Source organism: Streptococcus sanguinis (genome assembly GCF_026781265.1).
Lineage (GTDB): Bacteria > Bacillota > Bacilli > Lactobacillales > Streptococcaceae > Streptococcus > Streptococcus sanguinis_T.
Map to the genome: position 1 here is coordinate 82,542 of NZ_JAKUVC010000007.1, position 22,960 is coordinate 105,501.

The following is a 22,960-nucleotide window of genomic DNA, read 5'->3' on the forward strand; positions in this document are numbered from 1 at the left end:
GATGTATCGAAATTCTTGCCAGATACTGGAGCAAGCTCAGCCAAAAACGAATCACTTCACAAGCCGTAATTATATCAAAAAAGGACGGGAAAACACCCATCCTTTTTATGTGCAAATAACCATTGCTTAGCATCTTAGTCTTCTTGTTTCTTCCTTCCAGCTAGAAGACCCATTCCCAGAAAAGCTAAACCAGCCAGAGGCAGAAACTTATCTTCTTGAGTGCCAGTCTTAGGCAGGGCCGAGTCGGGAGCTGGCTGCAATCTTGGCGACGGAATAACTTTTCCTTCCTCACCTTGTTTCAAAGCTTGAGCCTGGGTCCTTGTCAAAGGCTGTTTAGCACTTTCAGCCACCACCTTGCTGCCAACTTCTACTAGTTCGTCAACTGCTAGAGAGAGCACTTCCTGACCGAGGATGGTTCGCTGACCGTTCAAGACTTCTACAAAGACTCGTTTTTGACCTTTTTGGCCGGCTACAAGTATCCGCCGCTGCCCTCTTTCCAGTTCTGGATTTTCCTGTTCTTGAGTCTGATATGCAATCTCTTCCATTACGACTTCTAAGAACGGCTTTTCTTCCACTAGGTCCTTTATCCCTTCTTCCGGAGTGACCCGATGACTTGGTTTCAGAGCTAGGGCTGCAAGAGCTGTCTTCAGATCCTGCTCTGCTCTATCTAAATCCGCCTGCTCCGCTCTTTCATTTGCCAAGAGAGACTGGGCTCGAGCCAAGGCTGACTGGTAAGCCTGAACTGTCTCATCTGTGTAGAGGCTCGGATCTAGACTAGCTGTACTGTCTACCACTTTCTGCAGAGAAGCCTTATTAACTGCTGGGGCATGAAGATTGGTCACAAAGAAATTGCGCGCTTCCAAATCCCCATCCCAGAGTCCCAGACCGACGTAGGCATCATTATAATAAGGTTCAACCATATCAAATTGGTGGTTCAGGTATTCTACACCGTCCACAGATACACTGACACCATTTTTAGTTTTCACTAGCTTAACATGGTGGAACTGGCCGTCATTAAGATGCTTGCCATTCATGCTACTTTCTGCAATCGTCTCTCCCATAAAGCGGTAAAGTCGAATCTTATCATTATCGCCAAATTGAATAGAATAAGCATTGCGAGGATTAACATTTTCAGACGCATAGAAAATGTTAATCAAGCCTTTTTGATACTTGAGATCCACATCCAAGTTATACTCAGGGAAAGGAATCTTCTGACCTCCCATATAATAATCATTGGCGCTGGTATTCTGATTATAGAGACTTTCACCGTCGACATACCACTTACCGGAAACAGCTTTTAGATCTGGAACATTGGTCTTAAAGTCATTACGGCTGATATTGATGGTGAAGACCTTGGAAAGGCTTGGATTTTCCTTAGAGGTCGCCGTTACCTTGACCACACCCCTTTGCAGAGCAGTCACTCGCAGCTTCTTATTGCCATCTTCCGTGACAGAGACCAAGTCTGGCTGATCCACACTCCAGCTGACCGCTTGAGAGACACTTGCTGGCATGATATATGCTTTCAAATCTAAACTATCACCGACATAAATATTATTTGTTACAGGAGAAGCCTGCACTAGTTCCAGTGGTTTGGTCACTGCCTGTTTGTCTTTCCAGATGCCCTTCAGCGGATAAAGAGCAATGTCAGCCTTAGCTGCACCACCTTCTACAAACACACTAGCGGCAAGACTATTTGGCGCAGGGAAAATCTGATTGGCACCCGCCACAGTATATCCTTTTGCAAAGACTTCTAGGCTGGAGCGATCCACATAGAGATGCAGATCTATGCTGCCATCCGCATTGCGCTTGACAGACTGACTATCCACCTGAGCAAATTTATTACTGAGAAGAATGCCGGACTGGCTGCGGTCAATAGAGAGAGTTTCCTTTTCTAAATCATAGGTAACTCTAGTCACTTCTCCATCTCCAACCCGCAGGTTAAAACCGACTTTCTTGGTCGTTTCACTCGGACGGAAAGTAGAGACAATTTCATACTGATCATCGGAAAAATCTTTCAACAGCCCATTCTTCTCACTAACTTCCACGTCTTTATACAACACAGCCTTGTCTTCCTGACGCAGAGACTGATAAGCTGTAATTGGCGTCTGAGTCAGCCGATAGCTGCCGTCTTGCTTGATAAGGCCTAGTTTGAGGTTAAGATTGAAGGTGCCGTTGAACTTCTGACCGACGGTATCGGCTACCAGATTACAGTAATCTTCCCAGGTATTCATCCAGTTAGACTCGATAATGTCGGGTAGGGTTGGATTAGCCTTGCTGCCAAAGTCCTGAACATAGTATGTCATGGCCGCATAAGAGTCTTTACCAAAGTTCATAACCTGATCAGCCTGAGCAAACTCAGCATCTGGGACGAAGGTCCACTTGCCCTCCACCTGTCTAAAATCACCGACCTTATAGGAGCGCCCGCCACGAGACAGGACCCACTTAAGGCTGCCATCGTCTGCCAGTAAAGGATAGAGATCTGGGCACTCCGTATGGAGATCCGCATAAGTTGACTCGACCTTCCAATTACGCAGATTATCAGACGAATAAATTCTCAGCGGTCCGCCTGCAACGACCATAAACCATTTGCCCTCCCAACGGAAGACCTTGGGGTCACGAAAATCTTGAGACTGCAGTGGATCATCCGTCCAGTCAGCTGCAATTTGATCAAGCTTCGTCCAAGTCCGGCCCTCATCTTTACTATAGGCCAATTTGATGCGCTGACCGTTTCCATCGGCAGTAATCAGCGCGACTAAACCGCCCTGGTCATTGTCAAACAAACCAGAGGAATTGGTGGTATCTGCGACGATAGAGCCTGAGAACATAGCTCCATTAGCATCCGGATAAAAGGCAATCGGCTGTTCTTCCCAATGAATCAAATCCTTGCTGGTCGCATGACCCCAGTGCATAGGCCCCCACTTGGTATCGTCATAAAACTGATAGAAGAAATGATAGACTCCCTTGTAATAAACCAGCCCGTTGGGATCATTAGCCCAACCGTCCTTGACCGAATAATGATACTGACCGCGATAGAGCTCATTGTAGTATACCTCATCTGCCTGCCGACGATGGACATTGAGCCGATAAGTCAGACTGACCCCCTGCCCATCCTCATCCGTCACAGTGCTGGTCACCGTCAGATAGTTTGCCCCCACTACCAGCGGAATATTCTTCAAATCACTATAAAACCTACCTGCAGCATCAGTCACGCTTACTTTAGCAGCGGGATTTTTCGCTACGACAGTCAAGTCTACAGTCTCAGCATCATGTTTGACATACTGTATGGTAATAGGAGCACTAAACTGACCTTTCTGCTCCACTTTCCCAACCGAAGAAGTCACCCTTATATCCTCCAACTCGGGATTAGACTGAGGAGTGATTTCTTTATAAAAGGTATTTTGAAAAAGTAGCTCGCTATTCCAGTTTAGTAAGCCAAAATAGCCTTTTGACAGATAAGTATTCTGCCCCTTGTCATCTCTCTGAAGCGTGTAATCTCCTGAGCTGGCCACTAGAATATCATTGACATAGTAGGATACCCAAGAGCCAATTGAAACGACCTTGAGCCGATATTTATTATCATCCGTTGGCTCGATATGTTTTTCATTGATAAACTGATAGTCACGCCCGCCTTGCCAACGCCAGAACTTCACATTATTGCTGCCACCATCAATATTAACTGCATAGCTACTCTTGTCATCCGGATTATTATTACTGCGGAAAATGAGGGCAGCCGCTCCTTCCTTACTGAGGAAAGTTACATCCGTCGAGTAAACAAAATCCTTGCCCTGACTTTGAGAGTAAAGGAAACTATCACCTTTGCCTCTGGCATCACTATAAATTCCTTGCTCCCGAACTTCCCAAACTCCATTTTTATCTCCCTTGGCTTCTGCCAAATTAGTATTGAAGCCTGACTGCTTATCTACAGTCTCTGCGGCAGGGAGTTTTTCCGAAGCAACTTCCTTCGCTGCTGGCTGTTCGTCTTCTTTCTGTTTGGTCTCTTTAGCATTTGCTGTGACTTGATTTTCCTTATCAGTCTTTTGATTGGCTGACTCTACTGCTGCATCCTGACTACCTGCTTCCGTCGCAGCAGTCTCCCCAGCTACAGGGTTATCTGTCTTATCGGCATTCCTTGTAGGAGCAGCTGTTTGCCCGCTCTCAGGCTCCGAGACAGCTGATGAATCAGCCTGCAAGACCTGAGCAGGAGCTGGATTAGCCTTACCCTCATCTGCATAAACAACTCCACCGCCATCTAACAAGAAAGCTCCAAAAGTCAGCAAGGCACATCCAAAAACCCAACGCTTTCCGCTTTTTCTCATAAACCAATTTTTACACACTTTTTCCTGATGATTTTTCATGACACACCTCAATATTCTAAAAATAAAATCAGACTCCTCACAACCAAATTACTTCTACATAAAGCACTCCTTTCACCTTTTCTTGTTCAAAATGAACACCTTGTTTAGCACCTAACTCCTTTATAAAAAAGAAGCAATCTCAATAATCTAAATATAACAAATTTTTGTAAGCGCTTCACCTAACGTTTGTCACAAAAACAAAATGACAGATGTCATATTTTAGAAATGAAGAAAAAACAAAAAGCCTCCAAAACGGAAAGCTTTTGTTTGTTTTAAATTTGTTCTGGATAGGACGCTGCTAACTCGTTCTTTAGATATTCTGCCAGATACTGATGAGCAAAAATTCCTGCTTTTTCTTCTGCTGTCGGATTATAGTTGGTATTGGTGTTCACATCATAGACATAGATTTGACCTGTCTCCGACTCTACCCACTCAATAGCTGCCACATCAATTCCAGCCTGAGTTAGAAATGTCTCGTAAGCCTGTCTTTGACTAGCAGGCAGCGGCTCCGTAATTTGAAACTTATCTGATGTCTCTAACTGAGCAGGCTTTTGCCCAATCTGACACCCATCTGCCGGACAAAGCTGAAAACCGTCTGATGAATCAATCGACACTGTATAAAGAAACTTCTGATTGATGAATTCCGAACGACGAATCCGACCATCCGCAGGCTTTATATAGGCCTGAAGCAGAGTAATCCCATCCACAGAAGGTTCAAAAGCAGGACTGTCTACATAGGATTTCAACTCCGCCTCACTATTGAAGAGCTGCACTCCCAAACCTTTCCCAGCCCGATTATGCTTGGTAATCAGAGGATAAATATTAAGCTTTCTAGCTGCCTCCAGAATATTCTCCTGTCCCAAAACAGCTACCGTCTCTGGATAAGCAATTCCAACCTCAGAAAGCTTCAAATACTGTTTAATTTTGCTGATTTCCAAATTAATAGCTCCGCTGCCGTTGATGACCTTGCGACCGTGAGCTTCCAGCCAAGCTAGAACCTGCTCTGTAAATTCTGGTGCATAGCGGTGTCCACGCGTATGAGAAGATGCAGACATCCGATTATAGAAAATTCCTGTTAGAGGTGGACTCTGCAGATCTAGGATCCCACTTGACAAATCCCAAAGTTCATAGGGCACATCTTTTTTCTCCAGCCACTTGACCAAGTGCTGCGTCCACTCCAAATTTTCATGAATAACGTATACTTTTGCTTGACTCATAAGTCTCCTCTCCATTATGAATACCGAACAGCCAGCTTGCTACTTTTCGATTCTTCTACTACATTGCCCTCCGTCTTTTCAATAACACTGACGGCCAAGACCTGACCTAGAACATTGAGGGCAGTTCGACCAGCATTGACAAAGAAATCAACCGCAAAAATCAGGGCAACGCCTTCCACCGGTAGGCCTAGCTGAGGCGCAGCTGCCAGCAAGACAACAATCGCTCCTGAAGGCACCGTTGCAGCTGTTTTACCAATCAAAGTCAAAAGCAAAACAGTAAAGAAAAGCCCTGATACAGAAAAAGCAATCCCATAAGCATGAGCAATAAAAATAGTTGCTACAGAGAAATACACAGCGGCCCCCTCAAGATTAAAAGTGTAACCCAAAGGCACAACCAGATCTATGACATGCTCATCATAGCCCTGCTGCTTTAAATCTTTTAATAGAGGTGGCAGGACAACACTGGAACTACCAGAGACAAAAGCCAAAGTCAGAAGACTCCAAATCCGTTGCAAGCTTGTCAGATAAGGAATTCTGAAAGCAAAAGCAATCAAAGGAAAAATCACTAAAGCCAGAACCGCATAAGCCAGATAAGTTCCTGCTACAAATTGCCCCAAACCGATCAACTTGTCAACTCCTGTCGTAGCCACATCCTTAGCAATAAAGCCAAAAATACCTATCGGGGACAACTTCACAATCACACCGACAATTTTATAAATAGCCTCAATCCAAATCTGCAGCATTTCAACAGCTTTCTGAGTCTTTTCTTCCTTGAGACTTCCAAGCCCAAATCCTAAAAATATAGCAAAAACAATAATAGGAAGCAGAGCTCCTTCCGAAAGCGACTTGATGATATTGGAGGGAATGAAGCTAAGAAAAAACTCATCCAGTTGAATACTTTTAGCAATCCCATCAATGCTGGCTCCCGCCTGACCGATATTGACTCCCTGACCAAAGCCCAGATAATAAGATACAAAGACAAAAATAAAGGTAATCGCCGTCGTGACCGCAAAGAAATAGAGCAGACTCTTTGTCAAGAGCTTTCCAAAAGATTTCTTACCGATCACACCAGCTACTGCTACGACCACAACAGGAAAGACCAGCGGAATAATCACCATATTAATCAAACTGATAAAAGCTTGACCCAAAAACTGGTAAAAAGCCGAAAACTGCGGCCAGATAAGAGCAACAAGAACACACAAAATTAAAGCAATCAAGAGTTGTAAGCCCAGAGAAACCTTTGACCATAAAGAAACGATTTTCATTCCAAACTCCTTTAGTCTATTTTGATAGTTATTTTACTATGATTGCCCCTATCTGGCTAATATATATTTTCTATGAAAGCAATAGAAGAATTTTATAGGTGAGTTGAATAGCGTAAAAAAGCCATCCAAGAAATAACTCCTGAATGTCTATTAGTTTTATCCCTATAGAATGATTCCTCTAACGAAGCATATATTATTAAAACTTTTCAAATTCCAATTAGTCCATCGGTTCACCTCCGACACTTATGTAATTACCTATAATCATTTCTTCAAGATTTACACTTTCATCATTATTAATCGGTATATCCACTCCCCACCCCGATTCTTCAATATTATTGATACGCCCAAAAACATTAATATAATACTCGGGATTTGTAAGACCGCCATCACTCCATTGCGTCTCTTCCCAATCAATCTGAACTGATTCGACTTTTGGACTTTGAGCTTTTACCAAATCTATAATTTCTTGCTCATGATTTTTTAGATAAGCGAGCTGTTTTTGCTTGATAGCTTCTTTATCATCTTTGATAGCCTTTTTTGAAGAAGCAACTTTCTTATCTTGTTTATTACTTTCTTTTTGAGTTACAGCGCATCCTCCTAGGCTTGCTAGTGCTACGATTGATGCAAAAGCTACATTTATGATTTTCTTTCGTTTACCCATAGCTTCTCCTTGATTTTTTTGATCCCCTACTTGCTTTCTAATGCCACTGAGAGATTCACATTATTTTATAAGCAGCAATAGTTCAATAATACACATCTAGTTTACTATAACAATTTTTAAAAATACATAAATTACTAAATCTTATCAAGCTATTATTTAGCCTTGTTTTTCAAAGATATTGTGTGTATAAAATCACTAAAATTAATCTGCCCCCCACTTCTAGTATTCCTTCAATGCCTCTCGAAGGACTTGAGCTCAATTCATTATTCTAATATCCTAAACAATATCCGTAAAATGATTTTTAGAATTATTCTTTTTTAATTTCATATGATATAATTATCTAAAAATATCATGTTTGTGAGAAATATTATGTCAAAGACAAAAGGTAATAAAAAAAGAAATTCTTCTAAAGTAAAATATATCCTAGGAAGCGGAGCTTTAATTTTAGCCTCTACAGTTCTTCTGCCTAGAGTATTGAAAAAAACTAGAAATTATGTATATAAAAAACAAGTAACACTAACCAATCATCTAAAAACTAGTTTTGATGGGAAGGACACGTTAGTTAAAAGATCTGACTATAACAAAGGTAGAAGATAATGCAAATCAATACAGATAATATTGCGCAGCAATGTCTCAACGCGATTAATGATAAAATTAATAATTTAAAAAGATTAAACATCATCGTCATTGGCAAATCAGGTGTTGGCAAAAGCACACTAATTAATAGTTTGTTTAGAGGGAATTTTGCTGATACTGGACTAGGCCGACCAGTAACTCAGGAAATTCGCAAAATTGAAAAAACCGGATATCCTTTGGCTATTTACGATACACCTGGCTTTGAATTGTCATATACCCAACAGGAGAGTGTCAAAGATGAAGTCATTAAACTAATCAACAACGGTTACGCTTCTAATGATATCAATGAGGTCATTCACTGCATTTGGTATTGTATTAATGTCGGTTCAAACCGTACTTTCGATAGTTCGGAAGTGGAATGGCTCAGAGAGTTTTCCGAGAAGAATAAACAGTCTAAGGTCCCAATTATCGTTGTCCTTACTCAATCTGTACCTAAGAAGAAAGCACTAGAAATGAAAGCTCATGTTGAGCAGGAAAACTTAGATGTTTGTAAAGTTGTGCCAATTTTAGCTCAGGATATGGATTTTGATGAGGAATATGTCGCTAAATCTTTTGGATTAGATACTTTGATTGATGTAATGTCTGAAGTCTTGCCAACTGAACTACAGGATACTCTCCAAAATATCCAAAAAGTATCTCTAGAATCTAAAAAAAAACATGCTAGGGCAGTCATTGCAACTGCAGTAGCAGCAAGTTTTGGTGAAGGTTTCGCACCAGTTCCATTCGCCGATGCATTCATGCTTGTTCCAACCCAAATAAGCATGATTACTGGCATTACTGTAATTTTTGGGCTTGATATAAATAAAACTTTTCTAACCGCCTTTGTATCCTCAACTTTAGGATCTGGGGGAGCAACATTCCTTGGAAAAACAATTGTCTCTAATATACTCAAATTTATCCCAGGAGTAGGCACAGCAGTTGGCGGAACGATTTCTGGAACTACTGCTGGATTAATTACAACTGCTTTAGGTGAAGCTTACCTGTTTTTAATGGAACAAATATTTAAAGGAGAAATAAGCAAAGAAGCATTATCTACTCCTGCTGGACAAAAACAAATGACAAAACTTTTTAAAGAACAATTATCTAAAAAAAGATAATACCCCAAGATTTTGAAATCTTGGGGTATTTTTAGCTTAAATTCCTTTTTACATCAAAAAAGATATCCAAGAGAAAACTCTTGAATGTCTGTAGAGGTTGAAAGTATCGTATTGATTAACGTTTTAAGAATTGTGATGCTTTACGAGCTTTCTTAAGACCTGGTTTGGAAAGTATGGGTTTCAGTTGGACTAAAAACAGCGTAATATCAAGGATTTTCAAAACGATATCTACTGATTAATTTCATAAAATTGGAATCAATATTTTTTAAATAGGGGAATTTCTTAACTCAAAACTTTCAATCCTATCCTCTTCCTTCTTATCCTAATAAAGTTTGTAATATTGGAATAACAACGATAAATAGAACCGTACTTAGAGTCACTACATTCGTAGAGAATTCCACATCTCCTTTTCCCTGATTAGCAAGGATCGGGAGAACGGCTAGAGCTGGTGTCGCGGACTGAATCATAAAGGTCTTAAATTCTACTGTCGCCATATTTGGTGCAAGGAACTTCAATACAAGAAGCATGATCAGAGGAGCTAGGATAAAGCGTCCAACCAAGGTGACAATTGTATCTTTATCAAAAGCAATAGTATTCAAGCCTGCCTTAGCAAGAACAATACCAATATAAATCAGAGATAAGGGAGTGACGATATTCCCAACATAGGTTAAGGTGTTCGTTGCGAAATCTGGAATAGGAATTCGGAGAATCAAAAATAGTAGGGCGACAAGAAAACCTACAAGTGGAGCTGGTAGCAATTTCTTCCAGTCAAATTTAGTTGTCTCCTTGCTTTGACCCGATTTACTGTCGCTCGTCATCAAATACACGCCCAATGTCCAGGTGGAAATCGTATTGGTGATATAGTAAATTAAGAAATAAGGAAGAGCCTGATCCCCAAAAAGAGCAACGTTTAAAGGTAAACCGATAAAAATAGTATTGGCATTAACAAAGGTATTAATCATGGTTCCTCGTCGTCCTGGACGGCTCTTGAAAAGCATAACTGCAATATAAGCTACCATATATCCTAAGATAAATGCCACAAAAGTATAAAGGAGGCCTCCAGAAAGACTGATTAGTTTATCTAGTGTTAGGTATTTCATCACCGACACAAAGATTGACGCTGGCAAGGCTACATTCATGATCAAACGAGACAGGTTGGGACCAAAGCTATCTCCAAACCATCCCCTAACCTGAAGAATATACCCCAAAACAATAATAGCGATAATTGGAATGATACTCGTAATCGAGGTTAAAAAGAGTGACATAGGTATCCTTTCTAAATTTCTTAAGTCCACAGCCTATATAAATCTGTCGGTATAGAAGGATAGCAGCAGAAATGAATTATTTATACTCGGGATACCACTTCAAATCACGAACTGCTTTGGCCATATCTGTTTCCTTAGCGCGTGCAAGACCTTGCTCTTGCGCTTTTTTAGCGACTGCTTCCGCTACTTTAATAGAAACATCTGCTACATACTTGAATGGCGGCAAAACTGGAGCTCCTGGTTGGCCTGGATTGACAATACCACTCAATGAATGAGCCGCTGCTCCAATCATTTCATCAGTTAAAAGACTTGCTTCAGAAGCCAGCATACCTAGACCAAGACCTGGGTAAATCAAGGCATTATTGGCTTGACCAATCACATAGTCTACACCTTTATAAGAAACCGTATCAGCAGGAATTCCCGTTGCAACAAAAGCTTTACCATCTGACCATTCGATCAAATCTTTGGCACTTGCTTCTGCCAATTTGGTTGGATTTGACAAGGGGAAGATCATTGGACGTTCTGTATTTTCACACATAGCTTCTACTACTTCTTTAGTGAAGGTATTAGGTTGAGTTGACGTTCCTACAAGAATGGTTGGCTTCACAGTCTTCACTACTTCAAGCAGGTCAGTCAACTTGTCTGCGTCAGTAAAGTCAGCACGTTTCTTAGCAAACGGTTTTTGCTCAGGAGTTAGGTCATCCATGTCATCAAAGAGAAGACCTTGCTTATCAACCATAAAGAATCGCTTATAGGCTTCTTCTTCAGAAAGACCTTCACTAACCATTTCACGAAGAACACGAGAAGCAATCCCTGCACCAGCTGTTCCCCCACCATAGCAGAGATAAACTTGATCTGTTAATTTTTCGCCACTAATATCTAGTGAACCAAAGATGCCACCTAAGGTAACGATTCCTGTACCTTGAATATCATCATTAAAAGTTGGAATTTGTTTTCGGTATTTCTCAAGAATATTGGCAGCATTCAAGCGACCGAAGTCTTCCCAGTGAAGGTAGAGTTTAGGAAAGAGACGTTCTGCTGTTTGAACAAATTGGTCAACGAAGTCGTAGTAACGATCTCCGCGAACCCGTTCGTGACGATTCCCTAAGTAATTAGGACTATTCCGAAGTTCTTCACGGTTAGTCCCTGCATCAATAACTAAAGGAAGGACCATAGAAGGATCGATTCCAGCAGCACCCGTGTAGACCATCAATTTCCCGACAGAAATATCGACACCATTTGTTCCCCAGTCTCCAATTCCAAGGATTCCTTCTGCATCTGTTACAACAATGAGACGAATCTCGCGATTCCCAGCAGCATTTTTCAAAGTGGCTTCAATATTTTCAGGATGATTAATATCAAGATACCCCGCATATTGCGGATCTACAAAGAGGTCACTGTAGCCTTCAATGGTATCTGCAATGGTTGGGTCATATACAATTGGATTGAATTCTTCCAAATGTTGAGAAAATAGATAATAGAAAAGAGTACGGTTGGTATTAAAAATTTCCATTAGGAAAAGACGTTTTTCCAAATCATTTACTTTTGTTTGCATTTGCTCATAAGTTTGTGTCGCTTGTTCTTCAATGGTTTGAACATAAGGTGGCAATAAACCAATAAGACCTAGTTCCTTCCGTTCCTCTAAGGTAAAGGCAGTCCCTTTATTAAGGAAAGGGTTGTTTAAAATATCATGTGCAGTCATAGTGCAACCTCCTTTTTGATAATATTATACCATTTAATATGTATTTTTAGGCGAACTTTGTTATTTAAAAAATACAATCGTTAGTGTATATGTTATAATAAGTCTAGAAGTAAAGCGTTATTGAAAACTCTTTATTCTGTAGATTATTACTCAAAGCACCATTTTGTGATTCTTTAACCTCTTTATGTTATAAATTTCTATACTCATAAGATTTTCGGTAATCGCTCTTTACCATCGGACAAATAAAGCCATACTAAAATATAAATTTATAAGGCAAATTACAATAGATAAATATCATTTAAGTTTTTTATACAATACTTCGTATCTTTTAAGGTGTTTTTTTGTCATACAAAACTTGTATTCTATTTATATGACAACTAAAAACTATTTACAACAATATATTTCCAAAAAAGTGAAATATTTTCGAACACAAAACAAAATGAGCCAGGAAGAACTTTCGGAACAAGCGGGGCTTGGGCTTAAGTATATCAACCAACTCGAAAACCAAAATGTGAATCTGACCATTCACAGTCTTGAAAAAGTGATTGACGCCCTAGAGATGACCCCAGAGGAATTTTTCAATTTTGATAGCCTTGAATCAACCTCTGATAAGACTGACAATCTTTCACTCAAAAGAATCAACATGAAGATTAAACAGCTCCCTATTGATAAACGAGAAAAGATCTTGGTCATTTTTGAAAGTATCTTAGATAATCTTTGATATCCCTGACTCACTTACATTTTAACTGGTGAATACTCGTATAGTCAAATTGTAGGATACGGATAAAAATTATTTATCTGGTGATTTCCACTTATTTTCCTTCTCCAACTATTGAAAGTGAGCTCATATGAATTTAAAAGATCTGCAATATTTTTATGACCTCTGCCAGCTTCAATCCTATACGGAAGTGGCAAAACAACACAATGTCAGCCAACCATCTATTTCTTATGCAATCAAGCGCTTAGAGGACTCCTTTAATTGCAAATTGATTCACCATGATCCCTCACATCGCTCCTTTAAATTAACTAATCAAGGACAAATCCTTCTGAAGCATACAGAACTGATTTTACCTGAGGTCATTTCTACTCGCAAAGAAATTAATCGCTCTTTGGCGCATTGCTCTACTGTAGGATTCCCTCCTATTATCATTCAGTATCTTTTCTCTGTCTTACATAAAGAAACTGAATTTGATTTTTTAAAAAAGGTACGTCCTATTCGTGGTGGATCCGTAGAATTATTAAACCTTCTCCTTAAGGGAGAACTAGACGCGAGCTTACTCGGATTGATTGAACCACTCAATCATCCTTCAATAGAGACGCATGAACTCTTTCATAAAGAACTTTCTGTCGTTTTATCTAAGAACCATCCTCTTGCTACTGCCCCTTCCCTAACTTTTGAAGAATTAGTAGATCAATCCTTTATACTCTTAGACGAACACTTTGTTCACCTGAAAGCTTTTGAACTACTTAATCAGAAGTATCAAAACAAGGCAGAAATATTCTTTAAGAGTGACGACATTATCATTATTAAAGAACTTTTAACGAAAGGGATTGGCGTAAGTTTACTGGCTGATATCGCACTTTCTGATGAAGATGATGATTTAATAAAAATCCCTCTAATACCGGAGGACCAGATAACATTTACAGTTTATTACGCTTATCTCAAATCAGCTACACCGTCATCAGAAGTAGAGGACTTATTTAATCTCATTAAATCATATGAATAGAAAAAACTCTAACTATCAACTACCTGATAGCTAGAGTTTTTTACATTATAGGTATTAGACTAAAGTACGAAGAAATAGGATATTATCAACGAATCTTTTCATTTACCTGATACCATTCAACGAGATTCCCAATTATAAATCTACAAGGTGTCGATAAAAAAGAACACCCCGAAAGGTGCTCTTTGTATGTATTGTAATTCTCTCGAATTAACGTTTACTAAATTGTGACGCTTTACGGGCCTTTTTCAAGCCTGGTTTCTTACGTTCTACCATGCGGGCATCACGAGTAAGAAGTCCTGCGCGTTTCAATGAATCGCGGAAGTCTGGATCTACTTGAAGAAGGGCACGAGCGATACCGTGACGGATAGCTCCTGATTGACCAGCATAGCCACCACCATCAACGTTTACGAAAACGTCGTATTGACCAACAGTTGAAGTAACTGCGAATGGTTGGTTGATAACCAAGCGAAGGTCAGCGTGTGGGATGTACTCTTCAACATCTTTTTTGTTTACAGTGATTTTACCAGTTCCTGGAACAAGGCGAACGCGTGCAACAGCGTTTTTACGACGTCCAGTACCTGCATATTGTGCTTGTGACATAGCTTATTTGTTCCTTTCCTTAGATAAGTCCTGAAATATCAAGAACTTCTGGTTGTTGTGCAGCGTGAGTGTGCTCAGCGCCTACAAATACTTTCAGCTTCATACCTTGAGCGCGACCAAGAGTATTGTGCGGAAGCATACCTTTAACTGATTTTTCGATCAAACGAACAGCGTTCTTAGAGCGAAGCTCACCTGCTGAGATTTGTTTCAATCCACCTGGGTACATAGAGTGAGTGTAGTAGATCTTATCAGTCGCTTTTTTACCAGTCAATTTTACTTTTTCAGCGTTGATAACGATTACGAAGTCACCTGTATCAGTGTGCGGTGTAAAGGTTGGTTTGTTTTTTCCGCGAAGTACGCTTGCTACAACAGCAGAAAGGCGTCCAAGAGGGACATCAGTAGCGTCCACTACATACCATTTGCGTTCAACTTCACCTGGCTTAGCCATGTATGTTGTTTTGTTCATGATTTCTCCTATGAATATCGTTTTTGTTTACAGGGCGGATGTTCCGGTCCGCGAGTTATTTGAAAGGTTCCGGGGCCTTACAAATGGGGTAAACAATACCGCCTACTATCATATCAAAAATAGTAGGCAAAAGCAATAGATTTGAAGCAATTATTTATGAAATAGCGATTTCATGTTTTCTTAGTCTTGAATGTCTTGGGCAATACTAAAGAGTCCCAAAGTTCCAGGACCAGTATGAGTAGAAATGACAGGTCCCAGAGGCATGAGGAGAACTTCCTCTACTTGGTCACTTTCCAGCAGCTGGGCTTTTAAACTCTCAGCAACCTCTTTGGCACCTGCATAGGCGATGACCACCCGCGGATCAGCCACTCCCTCCAGAGTCATGCGGACCACTTCGGCCTGTGCCTTCTTCTTGCCGCGAACCTTGGCGACCGAGTCCAGAGTTCCATCTCCCTTGACAGCGATAATCGGCTTGATATTGACCAAGCTCCCCATAAGCGCAGCAGTTTTGGAAATCCGACCGCCCCGCATGAGGTGATTGAGGTCATCAACCAGAAAATATGTCTTGACCTTAGGCACCAAGCTCTCAATCAAGTCTGCTGTCTGCTCCAAGGTTTGGCCTGCCGCTCTAGCTTCTGCTGCTTTCATGACTAAAAGTCCCTCTCCCATAGAAGCAGCCTTGGTATCAATGATGCGAATCAGTGCATCTGGAAAATCTTCCATGACTATCTCCCGTGCCATGACTGCGCTCTGATAAGTACCTGATAGAGCCGAAGCAAAGGCTACATAGAGAACTGGTACCCCTTCCTTAGCATAGCCGCGAAAGACATCTTCAAACTGGCCGACATTGATTTGACTAGTAGTTGGCTTACTGCCGGACTCCATCTTATCCAGAAGTTCTTGGCTGGTCAGCTTGTCCGCACCAACTGTCTCATAGGTTTGACCATCCAGCTGAATGGTCAGGCCTAGGACCTGCACATCATTTTCCTGGGTCCAGTTTTCTGGCAGGTCTGCTGTTGAATCGGTTAAAATTTTAAAGGTCATCTTTTTTCTCCATCATTTTTTGTAAATCGCGCAAAGATTGGCTGTCCATCGGTCGCAAGGGTGGTCTTTGCAGGTTGATTTGTCCGCTCAGCTTATTGAGGTCTGATTTGGTAACAGCCACTCTCTTCTCTAGCTCTCTAGCGGGAACTCTTAAAGCCCCTTGGGCAAAGACAGTCCACTGCTCATTGAGATCGCTGGTCGCAACCGACACCTGATTTTTTGGTGTATTAAGTTCAGCTGCCAAGCGCTCAATATAGTCATCCGCCGTTTCCTCCTCCTCGGTGAAAACGACCGTTACATTAAACTCCTCATAAGTTTGCCGAACTCCCGGCATATACTGGGCATCAAAGACGCAGATAACTTCCAGTCCTTCAAAGCTGGCATAATTGCTAAGTTTCTGGAGCAGAATCGTTCGCGCTGCATCTAGCTCTCCACGGTGAAAGAAAGGACGGGTCTCCCGCCAAAAGGCCGTCATATTGTAGCCGTCTACCAATAAGATTTTTCTTTTCATAGGCGATTGCGAAAGACCTCATACATGAGAATAGCCGCTGCGACACTGGCATTGAGGCTCTGGACATGCCCATTCATGGGAATGGAAATCATCTCGTCCACCTGTTTTTTAATATTGCTGGAGATTCCCTTACCTTCGTTACCAATGATGAGGGCTAGCTTGCCTGCTGTATTCCACTTATGAGAAGGCGTACCCTGCATATCTGTCCCGAAAATCCAGAAACCAGCTTCCTTGAGCTTGTCCAGAGTCTGGCTGAGATTGGTCACACGGGCAATGGGAATATGCTCAATGGCACCCGTTGAGGTCTTGGCTACGACTGGTGTTACACCGACGGCCCGGTGCTTGAGAATGATAACTCCAGCTACATTGGTCGCGTCAGCCGTCCGCAAGATAGAGCCCAGATTGTGCGGATCAGTCAGCCCGTCCAAAATTAGCAAGAGAGGATTGTCTTCCTGCTCTGCTTTTTTCAACAGCACTTCGAAGTCAGTATAGGCGAACTCCGCCACTCGCAGAACAAAGCCCTGGTGAACAGCTCCGTCAGTCATCTCCTGCAAGGTCTTCTTAGGCGTCCATGAGATGGAGACCTTCTTTTCCGCTGCTAAATCTTTGATTTTATCGACCTTTTTACCACGCAGGTCGTCTTGAATGTAGAGTTTATTTCCAGTGTTAGCCGCGAGAGCCTCTGTCACCGCATGCACACCGTAGACAATATCGTTTTTTTCCATAGGACTAGTATAACACAAAGGCGAAAAAATGGCGGCAGGATTTACTCGGGCGAGACAGAGTTCTGCTCTGATAAAAAGCAATCAGCAGCCCTAAGATTCCCCGCTAGTCATGCTATAATAGAAAGAAATCTAAAAAAGGAAACTCTTACTCATGTCTCTCCTCCAACGCACCATCAAGCTAGTTTTAGCTACCTGTCTCGCAGCTTGGCTGGCTGACTTTTTAGGTCTGACCTATTCAACTTCAGCTGGAATTATTGCCATTCTCAGTGTGACTGATACCCGCCGCAGCACTGCAAAGCTAGCTGGCAATCGCTTTTTATCTACCCTGCTGGCTCTGGCTATCGGAAGTCTGGCCTTTCACTTTCTAGGTTTTCATCTCGGAGCATTGGCCATCTATATCGCGATCTATGTGCCTCTGGCCTTTCGCCTTGGCTGGGAAATCGGCATTACCCCCAGCACCGTCCTCGTCACCCATCTGCTCTTAGAAAAATCCACTTCCTGGTCTCTGCTTGGAAATGAGCTAGCTCTATTTCTTATTGGAACTGGCTCTGCTCTGCTAGCCAATCTCTACATGCCCTCGCGCCAGCAAGAGATTGACAGCTACCACGAGCAAGTGGAGGAACAGCTGAAAAAGATTCTCCTGCGCTTTGAATATTTCTTAAAAGCTGGAGACGGTCGAAATGATGCAGCACTGATCAAGGAGCTGGACAAGATTTTGCAGCAGGCCTTGCAGCTGGTCTATCTGGATCACTCCAACCACCTCTTTCACCAGACCAACTACCATATCCACTATTTCGAAATGCGGCAGACCCAAAACCGTATCCTGCAAGACATGGCCAGCAATATCAATAACTGCCATCTAGCAGCCAGTGAAAGCTTGATTTTAGCTCGTCTCTTCTCCCAGACCGCTAAGCAACTGAGCCAAGAAAATCCCGCCCGAGACCTCTTGGACGAGATTGACAACTATTTGACCGTATTTCGCGAGCGACCGCTCCCTAAGACGCGTCAGGAATTTGAAACCCGCGCCATGCTCCTGCAGCTCCTGCGAGACTTGGAAACCTTTATTAGAATTAAGGTAGAATTTTACGAGAATTATAAAGAGGACTAAAAACTTCATTCAGCGTATAAAACATTAGCACTAAAAAAAGAGATAAAGATTTTTAGTCCCTTTATCTCTAAATTGAAACAACTCGTTTACATTTAAGACATCAACTATAAAGTTGATGCTTTTTATTTAGGTTCTATGAAATTTCACACCAATTATCAAGAAGAAAACTAGCCCTCAAAGGGGCTAGTTTTGAATTTTAATAAACTGTTTTTTCAATTTCTACGTCAAAGAAGTGCGCTTTGTTCAAGTCAAATCCAAGTTCAACTGTTGCCCCAGTGTGCAAGTAGTCACGAGCGTCAACTTTAGCAACGAATTCATCTTTACCAACTTGGCAGTATAGGTGAGATTCTGAACCGAGCAATTCAGAAACCGAGATTGTAGCTTTTACAACTGACTCAGGGAAAGCTTCAAGGAAAGCTGGTTCTGCATTCACATCTTCTGGACGGATACCGAAGATCAATTCTTTCCCTTCGTAACCTTTTTCACGAAGAACTTTCAAAGCACCTCCTGGAACTTTCAAGCGGAGTCCATCTGATACGATTTCTTCACCTTGCAATTTAACATTGATAAAGTTCATAGCTGGACTTCCGATAAATCCTGCAACGAATTTGTTGACTGGGTTTTTGTAAACTTCTTGAGGTGTACCGATTTGCTCTACACGTCCGATAGTACCTGTACCAGCAGGGTTTTTAGTCGCAGACATGATAACGATACGGTCAGCAAGGGTCATCGCCTCTGTTTGGTCGTGGGTTACATAGATTGTTGTAGCTCCGATACGACGGTGAATTTTCGCGATTTCAGCACGCATGGACACACGAAGTTTTGCATCCAAGTTTGACAAAGGTTCGTCCATTAGGAATACTTTTGCATCACGGACAATAGCACGTCCCATGGCAACACGTTGACGTTGACCACCTGAAAGGTCAGCTGGTTTACGATTCAAAAATTCTTTCAAACCAAGGATTTCAGCCGCTTCTTGTACACGTTTATCGATATCATCCTTGCTGTATTTACGCAATTTCAAACCGAAGGCCATGTTGTCATATACCGTCATGTGTGGGTAAAGAGCGTAGTTTTGGAAGACCATAGCAATGTCACGGTCTTTTGGAGCTACGTCATTGACAACCACACCATCGATAGATGCAGTACCTTCTGTGATGTCTTCAAGACCAGCAATCATACGAAGAGTTGTTGATTTACCACATCCTGAAGGTCCTACGAAAACAATAAATTCTTTGTCTTTGATGTCCAAGTTGAAATCTTCAACTGAGTAGTGCTCGCTATTTGGATATTTTTTGTAAATATTTTTAAGATTTAATTCTACCATGATAGGCTCCTTTTTTTTCTAGTCCTATTTTATTTGAAAACGTTTTAAAACACTATGGCAAGCTGCCTAAAATTTAAAAAATGTTTTGTGCAGTCTGCACAAAACATCAAAATAGGTCTTTTAAAATAATATGATAGCAAAGTGATAAATCCGTCAATTCTTTCAACTGCAAGCCAGTCAGCTCTTCCCACTTATCCAAGCGGTATTGGAGGGTATTGCGGTGAATATAAAGCTGCTGAGCGGCTTTGGTCACCACTGCTCCATTTTCCCACAAGGCTAGTATAATCTCAGCTAACTGTTCCTGACCATCTATAAGCTGGTGCAATTTTCTCTTCAAGGGAAGGAGCGACTCTTTTGACTCGCCCAAGCCCCATAAAAAAAGCTGGGAGAAAGGCAAGACAAGAGATTGATGGTATTGGTTCAGCCACTGAGCAAAGAGGCTACTTTCCGCTTGGTATAGCTCTGGCAATTGTTCTTTTGTCCCCTTGGGCCATACTTGACCAATCAAAACAGCCAAGCGCAAGTTGAAGTCATATTCGACAGCTGACAAGACATCTCTCAGCAAATCTTTAACAGCCAATTCTTGCCCCTGATTAAGAATAAAGACATAGTCTTGCGGGCTGGTCTGAAAATAAGCGACTTTATTGGTCAAAAGAGTTCGCATCATGTCCAGCCAGGCCGAAATAGACTCCGTCTCATAATGAAAAAGATGACAATGTATAAACTGTATAGCTTTGGAGTCGTGCGACAACTCTTCTTCGGAGTGGGCCACTAAATATCTATACCAAGGATTTTGTGAAAAAACCGACTCTTTTTCCGTCAAAAGAGCAAGCAGATGCTGTTCTCGATCAGTCAGGTCTTCAGCTGCTAAAACTAACCAATGTTGCTGGTCAATTGGCAGTGAGATTTTCTGACTCTCTTGACTTGGTTTCTTTTCGAGGCTAGCTTTTGGAAACAAAGCTAGCAGTTCATTTGTTTTCATGAGTAGCTTCCTCCACCTGCCGAATGCACCAGTCAATCAGCTCTTCCAGTCGCTCAATAGCTTCGGTCATATGCAGGTAGCCCATGACTGCCTCAAAGCCAGTCGACATCCGGTAGGTGACGATGTCTGTATTCTTAGCCTTGGTGTGACTATTAGCATTGCGGCCGCGCTTGTAGATATCCTCTTCCTTTTCCGTCAGAATCCCTTCTTCTAGCATGAGAGAGATGAGATTAGCCTGAGCCTTGGCAGAAACGTACTTGGTCGCTTCCCTGTGCAGCTGATTGGGCTTGGTCAGACCTTGAAAAATCAGGTGCCTCCGGATATACATGGAGTAGACAGCATCTCCCTCAAAGGCGAGGGCAATGCCGTTAATCAGGTTGACATCAGTCACGGGTCCACCTCACTCCGTCCTTTGTATCCAAAAGCTTGATGCCCTGAGCAGCCAATTCATCCCGAATACGGTCGGCAGTTGCAAAGTCTCGATTAGCACGCGCTTCTTGGCGTTCCTCAATCAAGCGCTCAATGTCCGCTTCCAAGACTTCTTCTACAAAGACGATGCCAAAAACTTCTAAGAGCTTGGCAAAGGCTTCCTTGACTTGAGCTGTGTAGTTGCCAGAGTTGATCCACTTGGCTAGCTCGAAGACAACCGTGATGCCGTTGGCTGCATTGAAATCTTCGTCCATAGCGGCGGTGAACTTATCCAGAAAGGCCTGAAGCTGAGCAGAGTCTGCCTGACCGGTGAAAGGCTGCTCATAGGTATTCTTCAAATACTTGAGATTAGTCGCTGCATCATGAACAGCTTTTTCCGTGAAATTAATAGGCTTACGATAATGCTGGGTAGCAAAGAAGAAACGCAGCACCTGACCATCAATGGTCTTGAGGGCATCGTGAACAGTGATAAAATTGCCTAGAGATTTAGACATCTTGACGTCATCAATGTTGACAAAGCCATTGTGCATCCAATAGTTGGCAAAAATCTGACCAGTCTTGGCCTCTGACTGAGCGATTTCATTGGTGTGGTGAGGAAATTCTAAGTCTGCTCCTCCGCCGTGGATATCAATAGTATCACCCAAGATCTCCGTCGACATGACCGAACACTCGATGTGCCAGCCTGGGCGACCTGCTCCCCAAGGACTGTCCCAAGAAATCTCACCCAGCTTAGCCGCCTTCCAGAGAGCAAAGTCCACTGGATTTTCCTTACGAGCAGTCTCCTCATCTGTCCGACCAGAAGCACCCAACTCCAAGTCTGCCAAAGTTTTGTTGGCTAGTTTGGCATAATTGTGAGACTTTTCGACGCGGAAGTAGACATCGCCCTCTGACTCATAGGCGTAGCCTTTGTCAACCAAGTCCTCAACAAAACGGATGATATCAGCCATAAAGTCAATCACGCGTGGATGGCGGGTCGCAGGCTTGACACCCAAAGCCGTCACATCCTCACGAAAGGCAGCGATATACTTGTCAGCCACTTCTTGAGGCGTGATGCCTTCTTCCTTGGCCCGATTGATAATTTTATCATCTACATCTGTAAAATTGGAAATATAGTTGACCTCAAAGCCCCGATACTCAAAATAGCGACGAACCGTGTCAAAAGCTACTGTTGAGCGGGCATTGCCGACATGGATATAGTTATAAACCGTCGGACCGCAGACATACATGCGAACCTTGCCCTCTTCAATGGGCACAAATTCACGTAGGCTGCGGGTCATGGTATTGTAAATTTTAATCATGCGGTCCACTCCCTTCTCTATTTCTGACTTTTTCGGCTGAAAACCAGCTCTGCAAAAGGCCCAAATTGTCTGAGGCTATCCAGTTGGTAAAAGCGCTGCCCTTCCTCTTGGGTAAAGAGGGGAACCCCCTTTCCTAGGATAAGGGGCGCTATCTGAATAATGAGGTGGTCGAAAAGATCCGCATCCAAGAGCGGTCCTACCAAGGAATTACCACCAATCACAAAGACATTTTTGCCTTTGTCAATCTGGTGAACAAAGTCCACCACATCCCCAGCTACTGGCTGGTAATTGCTAACAGGCAGGTGCCTATCATGCGTAAAGACATAATTTTCCGTAGCTTGATAAAAACTTTCTACATCTTGCAAATCTTGGATTTCCTCAAAGGTCCGCTTGCCCATGATGGTGATATCCATTTGCCTGTAAAAGTCATCATAGCCTGTATCCTCTACAGAACCAAGCTGATGCAGCCAGTCTATCCTGTGCTGGCTGTCTGCCAAGTAGCCATCCATGGTGATACAGCCGTAAAAATATACTGCCATTCTTGT

The 22,960-nt window shown here is 42.2% G+C and carries 21 protein-coding genes; 5 read left to right on the forward strand and 16 right to left on the reverse strand.

What is annotated here, in order from left to right; translation table 11 throughout:
- Positions 1 to 134: 134 nt before the first annotated feature.
- From MK370_RS08770 to MK370_RS08785, 4 genes are all read right to left on the reverse strand, one after another.
- Complete coding sequence (locus MK370_RS08770; RefSeq protein ID WP_268684959.1) at positions 135 to 4,355, reverse strand: GH32 C-terminal domain-containing protein; 4,221 nt, start codon at positions 4,353 to 4,355, stop codon at positions 135 to 137.
- Positions 4,356 to 4,627: 272 nt separating this feature from the next.
- Positions 4,628 to 5,572: an ATP-grasp domain-containing protein gene (locus MK370_RS08775; protein WP_268684960.1), complete on the reverse strand. Its 945-nt coding sequence runs from the start codon at positions 5,570 to 5,572 to the stop codon at positions 4,628 to 4,630.
- Positions 5,573 to 5,586: 14 nt separating this feature from the next.
- On the reverse strand, positions 5,587 to 6,837 hold the full coding sequence (locus MK370_RS08780; protein WP_268684961.1) for a dicarboxylate/amino acid:cation symporter: 1,251 nt from the start codon (positions 6,835 to 6,837) through the stop codon (positions 5,587 to 5,589).
- A 217-nt stretch (positions 6,838 to 7,054) separates the two neighbouring features.
- Complete coding sequence (locus MK370_RS08785; protein WP_268684962.1) at positions 7,055 to 7,498, reverse strand: hypothetical protein; 444 nt, start codon at positions 7,496 to 7,498, stop codon at positions 7,055 to 7,057.
- Between the two features lie 369 nt (positions 7,499 to 7,867).
- Between MK370_RS08785 and MK370_RS08790 the strand changes: the two genes are divergently transcribed.
- Together MK370_RS08790 and MK370_RS08795 are read left to right on the forward strand one after the other, a co-directional pair.
- Positions 7,868 to 8,095, forward strand: coding sequence for a hypothetical protein (locus tag MK370_RS08790; RefSeq protein ID WP_268684963.1), 228 nt, complete (start codon positions 7,868 to 7,870; stop codon positions 8,093 to 8,095).
- Positions 8,095 to 9,231, forward strand: a complete 1,137-nt coding sequence (locus MK370_RS08795; RefSeq protein ID WP_268684964.1) for a YcjF family protein — start codon at positions 8,095 to 8,097, stop codon at positions 9,229 to 9,231. The genes MK370_RS08790 and MK370_RS08795 overlap by 1 nt, the downstream gene beginning before the upstream one ends.
- 317 nt (positions 9,232 to 9,548) lie before the next feature.
- Here the strand turns inward: MK370_RS08795 and MK370_RS08800 are convergent, their stop codons facing one another.
- Together MK370_RS08800 and MK370_RS08805 are read right to left on the reverse strand one after the other, a co-directional pair.
- Positions 9,549 to 10,496: an AEC family transporter gene (locus MK370_RS08800; protein ID WP_268684965.1), complete on the reverse strand. Its 948-nt coding sequence runs from the start codon at positions 10,494 to 10,496 to the stop codon at positions 9,549 to 9,551.
- Between the two features lie 76 nt (positions 10,497 to 10,572).
- Positions 10,573 to 12,198 (reverse strand): malolactic enzyme, encoded by a 1,626-nt coding sequence (locus MK370_RS08805; RefSeq protein WP_268684966.1) that lies wholly within the window; start codon positions 12,196 to 12,198, stop codon positions 10,573 to 10,575.
- 370 nt (positions 12,199 to 12,568) lie between these two features.
- Here MK370_RS08805 and MK370_RS08810 point away from each other — a divergent pair, with 370 nt between their 5' ends.
- On the forward strand, positions 12,569 to 12,919 hold the full coding sequence (locus MK370_RS08810) for a helix-turn-helix domain-containing protein (protein WP_004185387.1): 351 nt from the start codon (positions 12,569 to 12,571) through the stop codon (positions 12,917 to 12,919).
- Between the two features lie 127 nt (positions 12,920 to 13,046).
- A complete protein-coding gene (locus MK370_RS08815) occupies positions 13,047 to 13,925 on the forward strand; it encodes a LysR family transcriptional regulator (protein WP_268684967.1) in 879 nt (292 codons plus the stop codon).
- A 207-nt stretch (positions 13,926 to 14,132) separates the two neighbouring features.
- On the opposite strand, the gene rpsI is transcribed toward MK370_RS08815, so the two are convergent.
- The 5 genes from rpsI to rlmB form a co-directional block, all read right to left on the reverse strand.
- Positions 14,133 to 14,525, reverse strand: coding sequence for a 30S ribosomal protein S9 (gene rpsI, locus MK370_RS08820; RefSeq protein ID WP_002902303.1), 393 nt, complete (start codon positions 14,523 to 14,525; stop codon positions 14,133 to 14,135).
- 19 nt (positions 14,526 to 14,544) lie between these two features.
- Positions 14,545 to 14,991 carry a 50S ribosomal protein L13 gene (gene rplM / locus MK370_RS08825; protein WP_002893769.1) on the reverse strand — a complete coding sequence of 149 codons (447 nt, stop codon included), beginning with the start codon at positions 14,989 to 14,991 and terminating at the stop codon, positions 14,545 to 14,547.
- 180 nt (positions 14,992 to 15,171) lie between these two features.
- Positions 15,172 to 16,035 (reverse strand): DegV family protein, encoded by an 864-nt coding sequence (locus MK370_RS08830; protein ID WP_268684968.1) that lies wholly within the window; start codon positions 16,033 to 16,035, stop codon positions 15,172 to 15,174.
- Positions 16,025 to 16,546: an NYN domain-containing protein gene (locus tag MK370_RS08835; RefSeq protein ID WP_268684969.1), complete on the reverse strand. Its 522-nt coding sequence runs from the start codon at positions 16,544 to 16,546 to the stop codon at positions 16,025 to 16,027. The genes MK370_RS08830 and MK370_RS08835 overlap by 11 nt, the downstream gene beginning before the upstream one ends.
- Entirely contained in the window at positions 16,543 to 17,271 is a 729-nt protein-coding gene (gene rlmB / locus MK370_RS08840; RefSeq protein ID WP_268684970.1) for a 23S rRNA (guanosine(2251)-2'-O)-methyltransferase RlmB, read from the reverse strand. Before rlmB ends, MK370_RS08835 begins: the two co-directional genes overlap by 4 nt.
- Before the next feature lie 151 nt (positions 17,272 to 17,422).
- Between rlmB and MK370_RS08845 the strand changes: the two genes are divergently transcribed.
- Positions 17,423 to 18,379 (forward strand): aromatic acid exporter family protein, encoded by a 957-nt coding sequence (locus MK370_RS08845; protein WP_268684971.1) that lies wholly within the window; start codon positions 17,423 to 17,425, stop codon positions 18,377 to 18,379.
- 196 nt (positions 18,380 to 18,575) lie between these two features.
- On the opposite strand, the gene MK370_RS08850 is transcribed toward MK370_RS08845, so the two are convergent.
- The 5 genes from MK370_RS08850 to MK370_RS08870 all read right to left on the reverse strand — a co-directional run bounded on the left by MK370_RS08850 (position 18,576) and on the right by MK370_RS08870 (position 22,954).
- On the reverse strand, positions 18,576 to 19,706 hold the full coding sequence (locus MK370_RS08850; protein ID WP_268684972.1) for an ABC transporter ATP-binding protein: 1,131 nt from the start codon (positions 19,704 to 19,706) through the stop codon (positions 18,576 to 18,578).
- Between the two features lie 106 nt (positions 19,707 to 19,812).
- Positions 19,813 to 20,688, reverse strand: a complete 876-nt coding sequence (locus tag MK370_RS08855) for a helix-turn-helix domain-containing protein (RefSeq protein WP_268684973.1) — start codon at positions 20,686 to 20,688, stop codon at positions 19,813 to 19,815.
- Entirely contained in the window at positions 20,675 to 21,079 is a 405-nt protein-coding gene (locus MK370_RS08860; protein WP_268684974.1) for a Mini-ribonuclease 3, read from the reverse strand. The genes MK370_RS08855 and MK370_RS08860 overlap by 14 nt, the downstream gene beginning before the upstream one ends.
- The gene (gene cysS / locus MK370_RS08865) at positions 21,072 to 22,415 is read right to left on the reverse strand and encodes a cysteine--tRNA ligase (protein WP_268684975.1); all 1,344 of its coding nucleotides are present in this window, start codon (positions 22,413 to 22,415) and stop codon (positions 21,072 to 21,074) included. The genes MK370_RS08860 and cysS overlap by 8 nt, the downstream gene beginning before the upstream one ends.
- Before the next feature lie 17 nt (positions 22,416 to 22,432).
- Entirely contained in the window at positions 22,433 to 22,954 is a 522-nt protein-coding gene (locus MK370_RS08870; RefSeq protein ID WP_000301974.1) for a dihydrofolate reductase family protein, read from the reverse strand.
- Positions 22,955 to 22,960: the final 6 nt, after the last annotated feature.

What these genes read in the sequence shown, in the direction of transcription:
- MK370_RS08770 (WP_268684959.1), bottom strand. Translation starts at nt 4,355, where the DNA reads ATGAAAAATCATCAGGAAAAAGTGTGTAAAAATTGGTTTATGAGAAAA.
- MK370_RS08775 (WP_268684960.1), bottom strand. Translation starts at nt 5,572, where the DNA reads ATGAGTCAAGCAAAAGTATACGTTATTCATGAAAATTTGGAGTGGACG.
- MK370_RS08780 (WP_268684961.1), bottom strand. Translation starts at nt 6,837, where the DNA reads ATGAAAATCGTTTCTTTATGGTCAAAGGTTTCTCTGGGCTTACAACTC.
- MK370_RS08785 (WP_268684962.1), bottom strand. Translation starts at nt 7,498, where the DNA reads ATGGGTAAACGAAAGAAAATCATAAATGTAGCTTTTGCATCAATCGTA.
- MK370_RS08790 (WP_268684963.1), top strand. Translation starts at nt 7,868, where the DNA reads ATGTCAAAGACAAAAGGTAATAAAAAAAGAAATTCTTCTAAAGTAAAA.
- MK370_RS08795 (WP_268684964.1), top strand. Translation starts at nt 8,095, where the DNA reads ATGCAAATCAATACAGATAATATTGCGCAGCAATGTCTCAACGCGATT.
- MK370_RS08800 (WP_268684965.1), bottom strand. Translation starts at nt 10,496, where the DNA reads ATGTCACTCTTTTTAACCTCGATTACGAGTATCATTCCAATTATCGCT.
- MK370_RS08805 (WP_268684966.1), bottom strand. Translation starts at nt 12,198, where the DNA reads ATGACTGCACATGATATTTTAAACAACCCTTTCCTTAATAAAGGGACT.
- MK370_RS08810 (WP_004185387.1), top strand. Translation starts at nt 12,569, where the DNA reads ATGACAACTAAAAACTATTTACAACAATATATTTCCAAAAAAGTGAAA.
- MK370_RS08815 (WP_268684967.1), top strand. Translation starts at nt 13,047, where the DNA reads ATGAATTTAAAAGATCTGCAATATTTTTATGACCTCTGCCAGCTTCAA.
- rpsI (WP_002902303.1), bottom strand. Translation starts at nt 14,525, where the DNA reads ATGTCACAAGCACAATATGCAGGTACTGGACGTCGTAAAAACGCTGTT.
- rplM (WP_002893769.1), bottom strand. Translation starts at nt 14,991, where the DNA reads ATGAACAAAACAACATACATGGCTAAGCCAGGTGAAGTTGAACGCAAA.
- MK370_RS08830 (WP_268684968.1), bottom strand. Translation starts at nt 16,035, where the DNA reads ATGACCTTTAAAATTTTAACCGATTCAACAGCAGACCTGCCAGAAAAC.
- MK370_RS08835 (WP_268684969.1), bottom strand. Translation starts at nt 16,546, where the DNA reads ATGAAAAGAAAAATCTTATTGGTAGACGGCTACAATATGACGGCCTTT.
- rlmB (WP_268684970.1), bottom strand. Translation starts at nt 17,271, where the DNA reads ATGGAAAAAAACGATATTGTCTACGGTGTGCATGCGGTGACAGAGGCT.
- MK370_RS08845 (WP_268684971.1), top strand. Translation starts at nt 17,423, where the DNA reads ATGTCTCTCCTCCAACGCACCATCAAGCTAGTTTTAGCTACCTGTCTC.
- MK370_RS08850 (WP_268684972.1), bottom strand. Translation starts at nt 19,706, where the DNA reads ATGGTAGAATTAAATCTTAAAAATATTTACAAAAAATATCCAAATAGC.
- MK370_RS08855 (WP_268684973.1), bottom strand. Translation starts at nt 20,688, where the DNA reads ATGAAAACAAATGAACTGCTAGCTTTGTTTCCAAAAGCTAGCCTCGAA.
- cysS (WP_268684975.1), bottom strand. Translation starts at nt 22,415, where the DNA reads ATGATTAAAATTTACAATACCATGACCCGCAGCCTACGTGAATTTGTG.
- MK370_RS08870 (WP_000301974.1), bottom strand. Translation starts at nt 22,954, where the DNA reads ATGGCAGTATATTTTTACGGCTGTATCACCATGGATGGCTACTTGGCA.